At 45.4% G+C, this 16897-nt stretch carries 14 protein-coding genes; 5 read left to right on the top strand and 9 right to left on the bottom strand.

The window, feature by feature from the left end; all coding sequences use genetic code 11:
- Positions 1-37: 37 nt before the first annotated feature.
- The 7 genes from ACHKAR_RS05605 to ACHKAR_RS05575 all read right to left on the bottom strand — a co-directional run bounded on the left by ACHKAR_RS05605 (position 38) and on the right by ACHKAR_RS05575 (position 9206).
- On the bottom strand, positions 38-1759 hold the full coding sequence (locus tag ACHKAR_RS05605; protein WP_395416525.1) for a choice-of-anchor J domain-containing protein: 1722 nt from the start codon (positions 1757-1759) through the stop codon (positions 38-40).
- A 25-nt stretch (positions 1760-1784) separates the two neighbouring features.
- Complete coding sequence (locus tag ACHKAR_RS05600) at positions 1785-4346, bottom strand: TonB-dependent receptor (RefSeq protein ID WP_395416524.1); 2562 nt, start codon at positions 4344-4346, stop codon at positions 1785-1787.
- Between the two features lie 266 nt (positions 4347-4612).
- The gene (gene murQ / locus ACHKAR_RS05595; protein ID WP_395416523.1) at positions 4613-5428 is read right to left on the bottom strand and encodes an N-acetylmuramic acid 6-phosphate etherase; all 816 of its coding nucleotides are present in this window, start codon (positions 5426-5428) and stop codon (positions 4613-4615) included.
- Positions 5421-6257 (bottom strand): N-acetylglucosamine kinase, encoded by an 837-nt coding sequence (locus ACHKAR_RS05590; RefSeq protein ID WP_395416522.1) that lies wholly within the window; start codon positions 6255-6257, stop codon positions 5421-5423. The genes murQ and ACHKAR_RS05590 overlap by 8 nt, the downstream gene beginning before the upstream one ends.
- Positions 6254-6484 (bottom strand): cytochrome b5 domain-containing protein, encoded by a 231-nt coding sequence (locus ACHKAR_RS05585; RefSeq protein ID WP_159580730.1) that lies wholly within the window; start codon positions 6482-6484, stop codon positions 6254-6256. Before ACHKAR_RS05585 ends, ACHKAR_RS05590 begins: the two co-directional genes overlap by 4 nt.
- Positions 6484-8862 (bottom strand): endonuclease MutS2, encoded by a 2379-nt coding sequence (locus tag ACHKAR_RS05580; RefSeq protein WP_395416521.1) that lies wholly within the window; start codon positions 8860-8862, stop codon positions 6484-6486. Before ACHKAR_RS05580 ends, ACHKAR_RS05585 begins: the two co-directional genes overlap by 1 nt.
- Positions 8862-9206, bottom strand: a complete 345-nt coding sequence (locus ACHKAR_RS05575; protein ID WP_159580734.1) for a DUF4296 domain-containing protein — start codon at positions 9204-9206, stop codon at positions 8862-8864. The genes ACHKAR_RS05580 and ACHKAR_RS05575 overlap by 1 nt, the downstream gene beginning before the upstream one ends.
- A 51-nt stretch (positions 9207-9257) precedes the next feature.
- On the opposite strand from ACHKAR_RS05575, the gene ACHKAR_RS05570 reads away from it, so the two are divergent.
- The 5 genes from ACHKAR_RS05570 (at position 9258) to ACHKAR_RS05550 (ending at position 14645) form a co-directional block, all read left to right on the top strand.
- Complete coding sequence (locus tag ACHKAR_RS05570) at positions 9258-10142, top strand: DUF58 domain-containing protein (protein WP_159580736.1); 885 nt, start codon at positions 9258-9260, stop codon at positions 10140-10142.
- Entirely contained in the window at positions 10132-11025 is an 894-nt protein-coding gene (locus ACHKAR_RS05565) for a hypothetical protein (RefSeq protein WP_395416520.1), read from the top strand. Before ACHKAR_RS05570 ends, ACHKAR_RS05565 begins: the two co-directional genes overlap by 11 nt.
- Positions 11026-11030: 5 nt before the next feature.
- Complete coding sequence (locus ACHKAR_RS05560; protein ID WP_395416519.1) at positions 11031-12071, top strand: vWA domain-containing protein; 1041 nt, start codon at positions 11031-11033, stop codon at positions 12069-12071.
- Between the two features lie 281 nt (positions 12072-12352).
- Positions 12353-14017: an asparagine synthase B gene (asnB, locus tag ACHKAR_RS05555; protein WP_395416518.1), complete on the top strand. Its 1665-nt coding sequence runs from the start codon at positions 12353-12355 to the stop codon at positions 14015-14017.
- 58 nt (positions 14018-14075) lie between these two features.
- Positions 14076-14645, top strand: a complete 570-nt coding sequence (locus ACHKAR_RS05550) for a pentapeptide repeat-containing protein (RefSeq protein WP_395416517.1) — start codon at positions 14076-14078, stop codon at positions 14643-14645.
- 12 nt (positions 14646-14657) lie between these two features.
- Here ACHKAR_RS05550 and ACHKAR_RS05545 read toward each other — a convergent pair whose 3' ends face one another.
- Both ACHKAR_RS05545 and ACHKAR_RS05540 read right to left on the bottom strand, forming a co-directional pair.
- The gene (locus ACHKAR_RS05545; RefSeq protein ID WP_159580746.1) at positions 14658-15287 is read right to left on the bottom strand and encodes a LysE family translocator; all 630 of its coding nucleotides are present in this window, start codon (positions 15285-15287) and stop codon (positions 14658-14660) included.
- Entirely contained in the window at positions 15287-16846 is a 1560-nt protein-coding gene (locus ACHKAR_RS05540; RefSeq protein WP_395416516.1) for a GH3 family domain-containing protein, read from the bottom strand. The genes ACHKAR_RS05545 and ACHKAR_RS05540 overlap by 1 nt, the downstream gene beginning before the upstream one ends.
- Between the last annotated feature and the right edge of the window lie 51 nt (positions 16847-16897).

The following is a 16897-nucleotide window of genomic DNA, read 5'->3' as shown; positions in this document are numbered from 1 at the left end:
TATAACTTCCCTTTTTAATGAGTATAAATTCTAATTCTTAAAGTTTTTCCCAGGCACCACCTTGGTAAATGACTGCAAGTGAAGGCTCTGAAGAAGCTCCACAGTAGATAGAGTAAGTCACCTGATACTTCTGTCCCTCTTCGATGCTACTGTAGATCACATCAAGTCGTGAAGTAATGGCATCAAAGATTTGATCGTCTGACCATTCAAAGCAGCTAAAGTTTCCGTAAGTCCCCATATTGCTTGATCCTCCAGGGTTTTTGTCCTTGAAGTTTTCAGATATCCAGGTATAATCCGGTGCACCAAAAGTAATCTTTATGGTATTGTCAGGAACCCAGGCAGTACCATCAAAAGCAAACAACAAAGTGGCATCTATTACAGCAGAGTATGCTGTCCAGCTTCCTCCTACTACTGTGTAGAGGTTGCTTCTTGTCTGTGTAGCACCAGCTGAACTAGAGTAATATTTGTATACCACTACCAACTCATCTTCCTCCTGAGCAAAAGGATAGTTCGTCTTCAGGTAAGTGATGATGTATGGATCAGCAGGCACAGAGCTGCTGAAGTTGTCATACTGACCAGGAGCACCCATGGCATCATAATCTGCCGCAGTTAGGTAGTAAGCCCCGTTGTCTTTTGACCAGGCTCCACCAGAATACGAGTAGTAATCTGTCATATTGGTAGGATCCTCAGCGATAACTCCAACAGATCCTGGAGTAGTCACTTTGATCTCAGCCAGCTGCCATCTCGGAGCAATGGTCGAAGAAGACTTATATGCAAATGCCAAAGTCACTTTTGATCCAGCGTATGCATCAATCATCGCCTCTACTTCCACTGCAGTGTTACTGCTACCACCATCTACCCAATCAGGGAATGAAACAGTCTCCCATGTGGCTGTAGCAATGTCACCTGTGTAATCAGTTGAGATTTTCACATTTAAGAAATCTGAAACGGCATTACCATCCAAAAATCTAGTCACATGACTCATGTGCAGTTTTGCTTCAGTCAAACCAGACAGATCAATTTCCGGAGAAACTAACCACTCTTCATTCTCCTGAGCTCCACCAGAATATCCTGAGCCCTGAGCACTACCATCACTATAGATCACGTAAGTCCATACGGCCAAATCTCCTGAAACTTCCTTCACGGTGTAAGCAGAAATATCTTCAGTAAATCCTTCAACGTATACAGTCTGATCACCGGCGTTCTCATAGTCAAACTCCGGGTCTGTCACTGAATATTTGTAAGAGACACCATATACCTGATCCTCTGTAGGATCCTGAACTTCAGCCAGCAAAATGGCGGGAACATAAGCAGATGCCGGGTATGAAGGCGAGAAAAAGCCTGCCATCCCTACTGACTCTCCTGCACTTTCGTAATCTTCAGCATCCAAAGTATACACACTGGCTCTGCTGTAGGTATTCGCTGTAGACGAACTTCCCTGATACTGAGCATAAGTCACATTGGCAGAAGAACCTTTCGCCAACTGTGGAAATTTCTCACTCAAAATATAAGGAATATACTTTCGAGCCTGCTCATCAGTAAAGTTGTAAAAACTATTCATACTTGATGAATCACTACCGTTTTCAGCTATTGGCAATGCCAATTCGAAATCATCTTCTGTCATGGTGAAAGCCACATCTGAGGTCACCCCACCTGTACTCCCCTTATCCAGGTCATCGTATACGTCCTGCATAGGATCGCATGCAAATACCCCTACTAGCAATAAGGCGTAAATGAATTTTATATTTTTGAATATCATCTTAAATATTTTTCAGAGTCGTTAATTAAAAATTGATCTTCAGGCCTGTGGTCCATGTTCTACCTACACCGTAGAATACGCTAGCTCCAGCTGCTGTAGAATTGGTATCCTGCGCATCTGAAATGTATTCCACATCAAACAAGTTGTTGGCATTCACAAACAAATTGGCATCCAGATCTCCAATTTTGAAATCGTATCTGGCTTTTACATCCAGCAAACCGTAAGTGGGTACTTCCCATGCCTGTATGCCGGCTATCTCAGAACTGGTTCTGTTCGTAGGATCGTAGTCTGCATAGAACTTAGAGAAGTATGTGTAAAGTACACCCACCTTGAAAGCAGGTATGATGTTATAATCTATACCCAATGCACCGGTGGTTTGCGCCGAACCACCCACCTTGATATCAGCGATATACAACTGGTCGATGGTTTCGATGATATTCTGCTGCTCATCAAAAACGTTCACACTGTTTACGTCATCAGACCATGTCCAATCACCCAATGAAAGCATACCTATCACTTTCAGTGCTTTCACAGGAGTGTAAGTAAAATCTATCTCAACACCCTGATGCAATGCGTTTACACCCAAAATGTTCGCGTAGTAAAGCTTGTCATCCTCACCCTGAAAACTCTTGGTGAACGTACGGTCGTTCCATCCTGTTCTGTACAAGTTTACATTACCAGAAAACTTAGGGCTTCTGTATCCATATCCCAGCTCGTAGCTAAGGATCTTCTGGTTTTCAGCCTCTGAGTTGATGTCATTTCTGAAGTTTTGGAATACCGCATCAAAATCCGGTGCTTTCTCAAAGTATCCCACATTGGCGAATACATTGTGGTTTCTGTTCAGGTTGTAGTTAGCACCACCTTTTACCTGATAGCCAAAGAAGTTCTGCCATGGTGTAGCCTGATCTTCTGGAGCATACTGGAAGTAATCAATTCTCTGATAAGAAGTATTAGAAGCTGAAAGCGTCAAAAATGCAGCCAATGGACCACTTGAGTACTCTCCCTGCAAAAAGGCTCCTGCCCATCCTACTAAACCATCGTTGTAGTAGTCTCTTTTGTCTCCCACATTCAATGCTGCATTGGGGTTGTTCATGTTGTTATCATCATAAACATACTCCGCTCCAAGGAGGTCATACACCTCAGAGAAGTGAATACCTTTGTAGAACCTTCCATCCAAACCTGCAAGAATGTCAATGTTATCATTAATTTCCTGAGTATAAGTAGAGAGTACACCATACCATCTGTGGTCATTTCGGGAAGCTCTCAGGTAACCCAGTGCTCTGCCGTCAGATGATGTCTGATTCAGATCCACAATAGCGTCCAAATCATATGGGCTATAGGTACCACCTGTCCTGTAGTTATTAAAAGTAGGTTCAAACCCTGTAACAGCATCTTCTTCAGTAGCGTATCCGCCACCTCCACCAGTACCGGTAGAGTAATATACTGCAGTAGACAATTCAGATTTGTTGCTGATGGTCCAGTAGTGGTTCAGCGAAAATTGTGGCTTGTGATAGAAGTTATCCTCCACATTTACCACATCACCATTCAATACACCCCAGTCGGCATTGTATCTCAATCCCTGTGGGGCTTCTCTGAACTTGGCAATTGAATGCATATTTTGTCTCTGACCGTGAACCTGTGGTGCACCAAATCCTGTAAAAGAAAGTGTGTGCTTGTCATTCAGTACTTTAGAGATGTTCATGAAATAGTTATATCCCACAAACTGAGTACCGTCTGCCCATCCATCACCGGTGATCTTAGCACCGGATACAGAGATGGCCCAGTTGTTTTCAGTAAGGCCAGTATTCAAAGAAAAGGAAGTCTTCAGATATCCGTTGTTACCAAAGCCCTGATATACATTACCCCCTTTTTCAAGGTCAGTTGTTTTAGTAATAATATTGATTGTACCACCAATAGAAGGCACAGCTACTTTAGAAGCACCGAGGCCTCTTTGCACCTGCATGGTAGTAGTCACGTCTGTCAAACCAGCCCAGTTAGACCAGTAGATGTTTCCGTTCTCCATGTCATTCACGGGTACACCGTTGATCAACACAGCTACATTCTCATCATTGAAACCACGCACGTTGATTCTAGAGTCACCGTAACCACCACCTTGCTTGGTGGCATAAACTCCGGGCGTACTCTTTAGCAGCTCAGGAAATTCCTGATTTGAGGCATTCTCCTCTATCACAGCTCGCTTGATAGTAGAAACAGCCACTGGTGTCTTACGATCCACCGCCACAGAAGCAATTACTTCCAATGGGCTCAACTCATTAGCACCTGGTGCTAACTCTATTTTGCCCAGGCTTTGTGTCTCGCTAAGGTTGATTGTTCTCTCTACAGTCTGAAATCCAACAAATGAGATCATGATAGTAGCCGTGCTCTTTTCAACTGTTAAGCTGAAATCTCCATTGAAATCAGTAATGGTTCCATTGGTTGTTCCTTTTAGAACAACGCTCGCTCCTGGTAGCCCCTCTCCGTTCTCGGCATCAACTACAGTTCCTGTAATTCTGCTCTGCCCGAAAGATGCCACCGATGCCAGAAGCATCGAAGCGACAAGTGCATAATTGCGTAAAGTTTTCCTCATTGCGTTTACTTTTTGTTTTTAAACTCCCGGCAAAAATAGGCTTTCGCCCAACCAGTAGAGTTCAGGTTTTGGTTAATTTTTCTAGTCGATTTGACGCTCCAAGTTAACACCATGTCACCTTAGATATAAATGGACTTAAAAATTTCTTAATATGACAGTGAAGAGATTCTGATATTACATTTATCGTAAAAAAGTATTCTCCGAAAGTCCTTAAAATCAAAATATAATACGTAACATTAAGTTAACATTAAGTTAACATACGAACATTATAAATTCTCACGGTTCTTCAAAACTGCCCTGACCGATCCGAAACGTTTTAGCTCACTTTCAGCTTCTCGCTGATCTATTTTCAGTTCATTCATCAGCATCCTTACCCCGCGCGCTACTAACTTCTGATTACTCAGCTGCATATCCACCATTTTATTACCCTTCACCCGCCCCAGCTTTATCATTACAGAAGTGGAGATCATATTAAGAATCATTTTCTGAGCGGTTCCTGATTTCATCCGTGTACTGCCTGTGATGAACTCCGGCCCTACCACGGCCTCTATAGGAAACTCTACCACCTTTCCTAATGGCGATCCGGCACTGCAGGCAATACAGCCAGTAAGCAATCCATGGGCCCTCGCCTCACTCACTCCCCCTATTACGTATGGGGTAGTACCGGAAGCCGCCAAGCCTATCACTGTATCTTTTTCATCAGGAAAATAAGCCTTCAAATCTTCCCAAGCCTGTTTTTGATCATCCTCGGCAAACTCCACTGCCTTTCGTATGGCTCCATCACCCCCAGCAATGATACCCACCACGAGATCGTGCGGTACCCCAAAGGTGGGCGGGCACTCAGATGCATCAACCACCCCCAGCCGACCGCTGGTACCAGAGCCTATGTAAAATAATCGGCCTCCTGTCTGCATCCGGCTCACTATTGCGTCCACGAGACGCTGGATTTGAGGGATGGCGAGCGCCACGGCATCAGCCACAGTGGCATCTTCACGATTTATATTTGAGAGAACATCCAAAGTGGACATTTCTTCTATTCGCTCATATTTTGAGGCCTTCTCGGTATCTGGTAATTTATCCATGTTCTTGATGATATAAGGTGAGTCCTGCTATGGGGCTTTGTGCTATGAGGTCGATGCGATATCCGTAGCCCGAGGCAACGCGACGAAGAATGTTACTCAGAAGATGCGCTACTGAACCTATAAATCTGAACGGCGCGCCCTGGTACTTTTCCTTATCGGGAAAAAAAGCCTGAAAGTACCGATGAAAACCACCTGATACTAATTGGTAAACAAAAGGGTGGTTTTGATGCTCCACGATGAATGGAACAAACTGAGCCAAAAAGGCATTGGCCCCCGGCTGTTTGTACACAACTTCCAGCACGGCAGCTTCATTCAGTTCTGAGAATTGCGCTTTGAATGTGTCTTGCAAATCAGCCGGCAATCCCTGCCGGAGGTAAGTCTGTAAAAGGGATCTCCCCAGATCGGCACCACTTCCTTCATCTCCCAAAATATACCCTAGCGAAGGCACTCTCTCAGCAATTTCCTGACCATCGTACAATGCCGCACCTGCCCCGGTACCGAGCAGACAAACATACCCGGCCTGAGCCGCAAAAAGTGAGCGAGCGGCACCAAGTGTATCTGAGAAGGAATGGCTCTTTGCGCCCGGATAAAAAGACTCCAGCCGAGCATTTATCCTTTGAGCATCCTGCTCCGTCACCAGCCCGGCAGTATAAAAGTAAATCCTGGAAATACCCTTCAAGCCTGCAAGCTCCATCGGCAATTCCCTCAGGTAGGTATCAAATTCCTGAGTCTTCAGGTTGAAGCCTCTGGAAGTGAACTGGGAAATTTGCTTATCATCCAGCAGCCTCCAATCTGTTTTAGTGCCCCCTGCATCTGCTATCAATATCATGGTACTAAGATGCCAATTTGCGAGAACCTCTCAAAGACTTTTTCGGTATGGGGAGCATCGGGCAGCTCATCGGTAAGATCCTGCCCGGCCCAATGCTCGTAATGTTTGCCGTCCCGCCACATTCGTGAGATCGTCACGTCATACACCCGGCCCTGGTAGGCAATCCAGATATCGTCTTTGTCCTGCCCGTTTCTCAGAGCCAGTTGTGATCTGGTAATTTCTCTCATCAGCGAAAAGTCACCAGAGTAATGCCACTTCCTCCAAACTCGATGTGCTCATCCACTGCCTTTTCTATGCTCTGGTGGCTCTTTAGATAATTTCTGATCACATCCCTCAGGATACCGTGGCCCTTACCATGAATGATCCGCACCTGATCAGTACCCAGAAGCAGCGCCTGATCGATGTATTCATCCACTTTTTGTAATGCCTCATCAGCCCGCACTCCCCGCACATCTATTTCTCCATTGAACTGAGACATCTTCTCGATCATATTAATGCCTCCGATTTTGCGCGCTCTCGACTCCTGCCTGGCGGCCTGAGCACTAGCCTTGCGGAGCCTGCTTAATTCTATGAAGGAAATGATATTCCCAAAGCGCACCTGAGCCTGCTTACCTTTCACATTCATCACTTCACCTGAAGTATCCTGCCCCTCTATGGTCACATGCTGGCCCACCTTTATTTCTTCCGCCTTTTTTCGCTTCTCCTCTTTCTTAATGCTCTCCTCCTGAGTCTTCTTATAGTGCTCCAAATCTGAACGCAACCGGCGGGTCTTTTCTTTATCCGCGCTACTTTCCCTGATCCCACGTATGGTGTTTTCAATCCGCTGATTGGCCTCCTCTACTATTTGGTTCGCTCGGGCTTTTGCTTCTTTGATTAGTCGCTTCTGCTCATCCTGAAGCATTTCCTTCAGGGCCTCATAGTCGGTTTTGATGCTGATTACCTCCTTTTCTTCTTTTTCCAGCTTTTTAGTGAGCTTCTGGAATTTATTCCGTTCAGACTCGAGACTATTGAGCAAAAGCTCGTAATCCACCTGACTGGTACCTACAAATCCCTTGGCATTCTCAATGATCTGAGTCGGCAATCCTATTTTCTTTGCGATTTCGAAAGCAAAAGAACTTCCCGGCTTACCCGCTTCCAGTTCGAACAAAGGTTCGAGCGCCCCCACATCATACTTCATGGCACCATTCACCACACCGGGATGATTTTCGGCAAATTTCTTAAGGTTTTGATAGTGGGTAGTGACCACTCCAAAAGCTTTTCTGGCATTCAATTGACCCAAAATGGACTCTGCAATGGCTCCACCAAACTGCGGCTCAGTCCCCGTACCAAACTCATCGATGAGAAAAAGACTGTTTCGATCGGCCATCTCATCAAAATAACGCATGGCTGTAAGGTGTGAGCTGTAGGTACTCAGGTCGTTCTCCAATGACTGGGTGTCCCCAATGTCCAAAAAGATGCTTCGGAAAACCCCAAACGTGGATGCTTCACTGGCGGGCACCAGGAAGCCACACTGAAACATATATTGCAGTAACCCCACGGTTTTGAGCGCTACAGATTTACCGCCTGCGTTGGGTCCGGAAATAACCAAAATTCGGTTTTCCTGCCTGCTGAGTTCCAACGACAATGGAATGGTGGGCTTGCCCGAGGCTGTATGCGACAGCCAGAGTAAAGGGTGCCTGGCTCCATACCATTTGACCATGGGGTTTTTAGTCACTCCTGGCTTTACCGCATCTATGGTTTTGGAGAATACAGCCTTGGCATGAATGAAATCCAATAAGCCAATAAAAAATGCGCCCTTGTCCAAGTCTTCTACAGACTCCCGCACAAGGTCAGTAAGCCTCGTTAAAATCCGGGCAATTTCACGTTTCTCCTGGTACTGCAACTCCCGCACTTCATTGTTCAACTGCAGGGCCTCCGTAGGTTCCATATAGACCGTTTGCCCGGTGGCAGATTCATCATGGATAAATCCCTGAATCCGCCGCTTGTGCTCTGCCTTTACCGGAATCACCAGACGACCTTCTCTGATGGTCACCGAACTATCCTCATCAGTGAGTTTGTCTTGAATGGCCTTTCTGAGTACTTTATTGATGGCTGTACGAACAGCACGCTCTTTCTGAATGAGCAAAGCACGGATAGAGGCCAGCTCGGGACTGGCGTTATCACGAACTACTCCCTTCTCATCCACAATGAGTTCTATGGCCTTGATCAGGTTCTGATCTGCGATGAATCCATAGGTCAGACTGCATAACTCTGGATATACCTCCTGATGCTTTTTGAGGTACTGAGTCCAATCATAAAGCAGGGCTAGCAGCGATTTCAGCTGCGCAAAATCCTCTGCCTGCAGAAAGGTGCCTTTCACTTTGATCTTCTTTAGAAATACCCGTAGATCCTGAAAATCTCTGGAAGGCAAATTATCACCTGAGGAGATCACACGCAGCATTTCATCAGTTTGGTCCAGCCACTTTGTGATTTCTTCTATTCTGGAAGATGGCCGGGCCTTTTCCAGAAATTCCACGGCAAAGTCGGACTTACACCGCTGGCGGATAAGCTCCATGAGCTGGTCAATCCCCAGCTTCTCCTGTATGTCTTTTGGATAAATCAGCATTATCGAATGTCCTTTGCTTTTTGGCGAGCCAACAGGCTATCCACCACCTCATCATAGATCGCCTTGTAGTTCTCTATTTCCTCTACATAAAACTCCATGCTTCTTCTGTATTGCTCACGAGTAATTTCCTGCTCTTCAAAAAGCATCTTTTCGAAATGATTGTAAACTTTCTGGCTGCTATCTCCTTTGATGTAGAGCTTCTTTACTTTGGCTTCCAGCAGGTGCACCTCTATCAATACCCTGACCATTTGATCATGACTCAACACATCTGCCGGAATTTCCGTTTGTTTCTTCGAACAGCTTCCAAGCAGCACGATCAATATGACAAAAAAAGATTTTTTCACAAGGTATAAGTCTAAGTGTTCTTATAATTTTGAACCCCAAAATTACTTTGCATGAAGGACATCCTCAAAAAGCTGAGAAAATATGAGATCAGAGTGCGCAAAGCCATCAATTCTCAGATGCAAGGTGACTTTCACAGCATCTTTAAGGGGTCGGGCCTCGAGTTTGATGACGTCCGGGCCTACCAATATGGCGATGATGTGCGCACGATTGACTGGAACGTAACCGCTAAAGGACACGGAACGTTCGTAAAGACTTTTATAGAAGAAAAAGAGCAAACGGTGCTCTTTATGCTGGACGTATCAGCATCCGGTGAAATCGGCAAAGCCAACCACCAGAAAATTGACCTGGGTAAAGAAATCACTGCCTTGCTGACCATGTCGGCGGTGAAAGAGAGCAGTTCAGTTGGATTACTGTCGTTTAGCGACCAGAAAGAGACCTATATCAAGCCCGGTAAGGGCATGAAGCATTCCTACGAAATTCTCTCGAGTATCTTTTCGCTGAAACCCATTTCCAGAAAAACTAACCTGGATCAGGCCATTCGGCTCGCTCTGGGCATGCTGAAGCGCCGCGCAGTGATTTTTCTCATCTCAGATTTTATCGATGAAGATTACCTCCATAGCCTGAAGGGCATGGCCAGAAAACACGATCTGGTGGTGATCCAGCTGTTTGACAAGCGGGAATCAAATATGCCAAGCCTGGGAATAGTACCACTTCTGGACAAGGAATCCGGGAAAACCATTTGGATTAATACCTCTTCGGGGAAATTCAGAAACGTACTGGACAAAACCTATCGGAAAAATACTGCTGCATTGGAGGACTTCTGCCGTCGAAACGACGTGAACTATCTCTCGGTAGAAACTGAAGAAGATTACGTACCCAAGCTGGTCAAATTATTCAGACACAGGAACAAAATGAATTCGCAACGTGCAAGGTAGATTATTGATTTACGTACTAGGGCTTTTGATCATGATGGGGGCCAACGCCCAAAAAATCACAGTCAAAGGTGGTTTTGTAGAAGACAGCCTCAAAATCGGTGAAGACATTCATTACTGGGTTTCCGCGGAGTACCCGGATCATCTGGAGTTGATCTTTCCCGATACCACTTACAATTTCTCACCCTTTGAATTTTCGGGGAAAGAATATTTTCCCAGCACAATCAAAACCGATCGGGCCTTTGATTCTGCGGTTTATACCCTTCAGAGCTATGAGATTGATCCGATCCAGTCGCTTTCCATTCCTGTATTCATACTCAAACCTACAGGTGACAGTACCCGCATAGATGCTGGTCTTGATTCCATATTTTTTAAGCAGCTTCTGGAGGTGGTGACCGATACTACCAGCCTGAAAACCAATCTGGCTTATCAAAACGTACCTACCCAATTTAATTTTCCACTACTATGGATCATTCTGGGTGTTCTGATGGTGCTGACACTGGCTACCTATCTCATTTTTGGGAAGAAAATACGAAAGACCATCAGGTTGAGGAAACTGAAAAAAGACTTTATTGCGTTCTCCGAGCACCTGACCATGGACATCAGAAGTCTGAAGGAAGCACCAAACCAAAAAATCGCCGAGCACGCCCTGACAGAGTGGAAGAATTTTCTTGAGCGGCTTGAGCAACGACCATTCTCAAAGCTCACCACCAAGGAAATCATGGCTTTGGAATATACCGGAGAGCTGAACGGTACCCTTAAAAACATTGACCGCTGCGTCTATGGCGGTCGCTCGAGCGACGAGCTATATAAGGATTTTCAGGCTATCGAAGACTTCACGCAGCACAGATATTCAGTGATCACAGACCAAATCAAAAACAGCTAACAATTATGGAGAGCACAAATTCCTGGTTTTCTGTCAACTGGTTCACCTGGTCAAAACTCCAATCTTTTGATTGGGAGCAACCCTTATGGTTCTATTTGTTATTGGGCATTTTGTTGCTCTTGCTCATCAGGGCGGTAGTTATGGCCCAGTTTCGTCAGCGCCTCCCCATAGCACTCACCAAAAAAGACATCAAAAGTGATCCGGTGAGCTATTTCAGGATTATCCCCCCGATTCTTTTCTTCATTACCATTAGCCTGCTGGTCACAGCACTGGCTAGGCCACAGTCTACCAACGAGCAGGTGGAGCAATGGAGTGAAGGCATAGACATCATGATGACCATTGACATCTCTGAATCCATGCAAATTGAGGATTTCAGGCCCAACAGGCTGGAGGCCGCCAAGGAAGTAGCCAGAAATTTCGTGGCTGGCAGGTTTCAGGATCGGATTGGGTTGGTCGTATTTTCCGGAGATGCATTCTCCAGGTCTCCACTCACTTCTGACTATGACCTGCTCAACTCTTACATTGATGACATCTCCTTTGATCTGATAGAAAACCGTGGAACGGCTATCGGCAGTGCCCTGGCAGTTGCCACCAACAGGCTCAGGGAGTCAGACAGTAAATCAAAAGTGCTCATACTGCTCAGTGATGGTGACAACACCGCTGGCAACATTGACCCCATCACTGCAGCAAAACTTGCTCAAGCTTACGACATCAAGATTTACACCATTGCCATTGGTAAAGAAGGCAAAGTTCCTTTTGGGACCGACTTCTTTGGGCGGCCTAGATATGTCGAAAACACGCTGGATGAAACCAACCTGAGAGAGATTGCCAAAATAGGCAGGGGCAACTTCTACAGAGTCTCCGACAAAGAAGCTCTGGAGCAAGTGTTCTCAGAAATCGACTCACTGGAGAAGGCCGAAATCAAAGAAACCCGTTACAAGGACACCACGGATTATTATACGATCTATCTGCGCTGGGCTATGATATTCTTTTTGCTTTGGCTCCTGACAAAATCTACCTTTATTACCAACGCGCTAAGTGACTGAACAAAGCATCTGATACAGCATTGATCAGACAAATACGCAATTAACTTGTAAGCCCTGCAGAAGAAGGAATATTCTGATGAAATATTGATGATTTCAACCCTCATATTTTACGAATATTTCAAATAACAAGAAATATACCCCACTCCATTTACAAATAAAGTTTGACTTTATTGAAAATATTCCCAACAGGGATTAACTTCCGCCCTTGAAAAATAAACACCCGATATTTATTCTGACCAATAAGTATTTTACAGAATAATAAAAGGAGAAAACGTAAGAATATGTGCGGAATTGTATGTGCTTTTGAGTTGAAGCAAAAGGCCGAAGTACTCAGACCAAGATTATTGGAAATGTCCAAAAAACTGAGGCACCGAGGCCCGGACTGGAGTGGTATATACAGTAGTGAAAATGCCATACTGGCCCATGAGCGCCTGGCCATCGTGGATCCGGCTTCCGGCAAGCAGCCCCTCTTCAGTGACCATCAGAAAATCGTATTGGCTGCCAATGGAGAGATCTATAACCATCGCGAACTCCGCAAACAATTTGAAGGAAAATACCATTTCAGCACGGCATCAGATTGCGAAGTGATCCTGGCTCTTTACAAAGAAAAAGGAGCAAGCTTTTTGGACGAACTCAACGGAATATTCGGATTTGCTCTTTACGATTCTGAAAGCGATGCTTACCTCGTTGCCAGGGATCATATGGGCATCATCCCCCTTTACATGGGATGGGATGAGGACGGTACTTTTTATGTTGCTTCCGAACTCAAAGCCCTCGAAGGAGTGTGCACCAAAATAGAGCTTTTCCCTCCGGGACACTACCTGCATAGTAAAGAAGGCAAGCTCGTAAAATGGTATGAGCGTGACTGGACTACTTACGAAAATGTAAAGGACAGCGAAACAAGCATAGAGGATCTTCACGACGCTCTGGAGGCGGCTGTAAAGCGTCAGTTGATGTCTGACGTACCGTATGGTGTGCTATTGTCGGGTGGGCTCGACTCATCCGTCACCTCGGCCCTCGCTAAGAAATTTTCTCAAAACAGAATAGAAACTGATGGCAAGACTGGTGCCTGGTGGCCTCAGCTTCACTCATTTGCCGTAGGACTGGAGGGCTCTCCGGATTTGGCAGCAGCCAGAAATGCCGCTGAGCACATAGGTACCGTGCATCACGAAATTCTCTTCACCATACAGGAGGGATTGGATGCTATTCGCGATGTAATCTACCACCTGGAGACCTACGATGTGACTACCGTGCGTGCCTCTACCCCTATGTATCTGATGGCAAGAGTGATCAAGTCCATGGGGATCAAAATGGTACTCTCCGGTGAAGGTTCTGATGAGCTCTTTGGTGGGTATCTCTATTTCCACAAAGCGCCCAATGCCAAGGAGTTTCATGAAGAAACTGTGCGCAAGCTGAGCAAACTACACCAGTATGACTGTCTGCGAGCCAATAAATCCCTGGCCGCCTGGGGCATCGAAGGCCGTGTGCCCTTTCTGGATAAAGAATTCATTGATGTGGCCATGCGCCTGAATCCTCAGGATAAAATGATCACTCCGGAAAAAATGGAGAAGTGGGTAGTGCGAAAGGCTTTCGAAAACTACCTCCCTGACAGCATTGCCTGGAGACAGAAAGAACAGTTTTCTGATGGTGTGGGCTATAGCTGGATAGACACCCTCAAGCAGGTGGTCAGTGAAAAAGTATCCGACGATCAGCTGGCCAATGCCAAATATAAATTCCCAGTACAAACGCCCAGAAACAAAGAGGAATTTTATTATAGAACCATCTTCTCTGAGCATTTCCCATCGGACACTGCGGCACTGTGTGTACCATCTGTACCATCCGTAGCCTGTAGCACTCCGGAGGCGCTGGCCTGGGACGAATCCTTCAAAAACATGAATGACCCCTCTGGAAGAGCAGTGGGTGTACACACAGATAAGTACAAATAATTCTAAGATTAGACGAGAAGAAATCCTTCCTAAGGGTGGTTTAAATTAACTTCGAGGTATGGAAGATTACTTTGAAGAACAGGCCTTTAATGGCGTGAATTTCACGGAGCAGCGCCTGAAAAAGGGGGAGTATAACCGTTGCCAATTTACCAACTGCTTATTCTCCGGGGTGGACCTCTCCTACCTGGTCTTTTCCGAATGTGTGTTTGAAAACTGTGACCTCAGCAATGCCCGGCTGAACAGCACCTCTTGGAAAGAGGTACAATTCAATGAGTGCAAGCTATTGGGCCTTATTTTTAGTGACAGCAATCCCTTCCTGATGGCCATGAACTTTCGTGGCTGCCAGTTGAGCTTCTCCTCTTTCTATCAGCTCAATCTTAAGGGAAGCCAATTCCAACAGTGCAGTCTGCATGAAGTAGATTTTACAGAGACCAACCTGACCGGAGCCAGCTTTTCTCAAAGTGATTTGTCAGGCACTATATTTGAACAGACCATCCTGGAAAAATCAGACTTCAGAGCAGCTCAGAACTACTCCATAGACCCGGCACTGAATAAACTCAAAAAGGCCAGGTTTTCTATGCCCGATGTGGTGGGGCTGCTCTATAAGCTGGACATTCAGATTACTTAGGCGGAAGCCCCTCTAGTCAATGAGGAAATTATTAAACAGGAAGTAAATCATTTGAATACCAAAAAGTATCAGGATCACCCCAACTGACCTGTTTAGAATCAAAATTTTCTTGGGGGTAACCATCGCTCGGAGCCTGTAGGCAATGAATGCCTTGGTGATATCAGAGACCAGAATAGTGGTGAGCACGCCAACGAAGAAATAAATTTGCTCACCGCTGCTGTAATCGTAGTTGACCGCCACCAGACCAATAATTCCCAGCCAGAATATCACTATGAAAGGATTAAACCCATTGAGTACAAACCCCTTCAACATGTATTTGAGATAGGAAAGCTCGGTATCCGCCTCCTGTTTTTCCTGGTAGATTTTAGGTTTTTTAAACCATGAGTATAGCCCATAAGCAATAAGCACCACCGTGCCTACTATGGCCATCCACATTCGCGCGGTGGGCTTTTCCAGCAAGGAAGCGAGCCCCATAATGGCCAGGGCCACATAGAGCACATCACTCAAAGAAATACCCAGGGCTAGAAAAATGGCCTTTTTAAAGCCCTTTTGAACACTGGTTTGCAGGAGTGCAAAAAAACCAGGGCCAAAAGAAAAAATAAAAATCAATCCAAATAATAATCCTGTAAAATATGAAGGCATCAGCTAGGGTTCATGATATTTCTGGCTGCAACGAATTCTTTCCACTGCTGCGACTTTTCATTTTTTAGTACTCTTGGAAATTTATTCTGGCCTCCCTCTTTCCCCTGCTCCTTCATCCATTCGTAAAACAATGCTGTCGGGAGTACTCTTACAGTCACCTCCTTCAAGGCATGCCCACGCTCCACTTTATAGTCGTCGTTAAGCTCCATCAGTTTCAGGTCCAGGCGCTTCTGCAATGACTCCTCATCCACTGTGTCATCAGTACCCAGATACCATCTGTGAGCAAACCTACCTCCAACTGATTCTCCCAGCACCGTAAACTCACGGATGTCGATATTGAATTCCGCACTTACCAACTCCACGGCTTTATTCATGTTATCAACCGAAAGGTGCTCACCACACAAACTCAGGAAGTGTTTGGTCCGACCAGTAATGTATATTTCCGAGTCCTCTACAGACGCAAACTTAATCACATCTCCGATAAGGTACCTCCAGGCTCCGGCATTTGTGCTGATCAGCAATGCATACTCCACCCCCGTCTTTACCTGATCTATATGAAGCGTTTCAGGATTTTCTCTCATTACACCATCTTCTGTAAAGTTTTTAGGGGTAAAGGGGACAAACTCGTAGAAGATTCCATTATTCAATACCAGTTTCATGGACCGTTGCACTGATTGGGCCTGAAAAGCAATAAATCCCTCACTGGCAAGATAGGTTTCCATATAGATCAATGGATGTTTCAGAAGTTTTTCGAAGCCTTTTTTGTAGGGTTCAAAGGATACTCCACCATGCACGAAGATTTTCAAATTAGGCCAGATATCATGGATCGTGGCTACGCCATAGTGTTTGACTATTTTTTCCATCAAAATCTGAAGCCATGCTGGCACCCCTACGATAATCCCAATATCCCAATCCTTCGCTCTTCGTGTGATTTCTTCCAGTTTATCTCCCCAGTCCGACGTTTTAGCTATTTTCTTTCCCGGCTTATAAAAGTGCTGAAACCAAAACGGTATTTGTGCGGCAGTGATCCCACTCAGGTCTCCTTCGAAATAGGTACCACTCTTCCTGAGGTTTGTACTCCCGCCAAGCATTAGGATTCCCTTGGTAAACAGGTCCGTAGGCAGGTCGTACTTAGAGAGTGTAAGTATTTGCCTCATACTGGTCTTTCTGATCGACTTGATCATCTCTTTGGTGATCGGTATATACTTGGAGGAAGCGCCTGAGGTGCCACTGCTGAGCGCAAAGTACTTCACCTTGCCTGGATAACAAATATCCCTTTTGCCCGCTTTGGCCAAATGCCACCATTCATTGTGGATTTTATCATAGTCAAACACCGGGACTTTGCTGATGAACTCAGCATAGAACTGGTCTCTGGAGCCCGTTTTGAAAGTTTTGAGGATATTCGCAAACCCATAGTGCCTGCCAAACTCAGTATGCTGTGCATGGATCATCAACTTTCGGAGTTCCCCTTTTTGCAGATCAAAGGCAGACGTATATTGCTGCTCCATGCTCTCCCCCAGCATGATTCCTTTCTTCAAAAGTGTGCCTAATATTGCCATAATAGAGTATTTAAGAAAGTCATGTGATTTTCACCGCTGACTTACCAACTT

This window comes from Marinoscillum luteum, from assembly GCF_044005705.1.
Lineage (GTDB): Bacteria > Bacteroidota > Bacteroidia > Cytophagales > Cyclobacteriaceae > Marinoscillum > Marinoscillum luteum.
This window is presented reverse-complemented; position numbering and strand designations above follow the sequence as displayed.

Coding starts and splice junctions, on each gene's coding strand:
- ACHKAR_RS05600 (WP_395416524.1), bottom strand. CDS start 4,346: ATGAGGAAAACTTTACGCAATTATGCACTTGTCGCTTCGATGCTTCTG.
- ACHKAR_RS05570 (WP_159580736.1), top strand. CDS start 9,258: ATGAAGGACATCCTCAAAAAGCTGAGAAAATATGAGATCAGAGTGCGC.
- ACHKAR_RS05585 (WP_159580730.1), bottom strand. CDS start 6,484: ATGAGAGAAATTACCAGATCACAACTGGCTCTGAGAAACGGGCAGGAC.
- ACHKAR_RS05590 (WP_395416522.1), bottom strand. CDS start 6,257: ATGATATTGATAGCAGATGCAGGGGGCACTAAAACAGATTGGAGGCTG.
- asnB (WP_395416518.1), top strand. CDS start 12,353: ATGTGCGGAATTGTATGTGCTTTTGAGTTGAAGCAAAAGGCCGAAGTA.
- ACHKAR_RS05540 (WP_395416516.1), bottom strand. CDS start 16,846: ATGGCAATATTAGGCACACTTTTGAAGAAAGGAATCATGCTGGGGGAG.
- ACHKAR_RS05580 (WP_395416521.1), bottom strand. CDS start 8,862: ATGCTGATTTATCCAAAAGACATACAGGAGAAGCTGGGGATTGACCAG.
- ACHKAR_RS05560 (WP_395416519.1), top strand. CDS start 11,031: ATGGAGAGCACAAATTCCTGGTTTTCTGTCAACTGGTTCACCTGGTCA.
- ACHKAR_RS05605 (WP_395416525.1), bottom strand. CDS start 1,759: ATGATATTCAAAAATATAAAATTCATTTACGCCTTATTGCTAGTAGGG.
- murQ (WP_395416523.1), bottom strand. CDS start 5,428: ATGGATAAATTACCAGATACCGAGAAGGCCTCAAAATATGAGCGAATA.
- ACHKAR_RS05550 (WP_395416517.1), top strand. CDS start 14,076: ATGGAAGATTACTTTGAAGAACAGGCCTTTAATGGCGTGAATTTCACG.
- ACHKAR_RS05545 (WP_159580746.1), bottom strand. CDS start 15,287: ATGCCTTCATATTTTACAGGATTATTATTTGGATTGATTTTTATTTTT.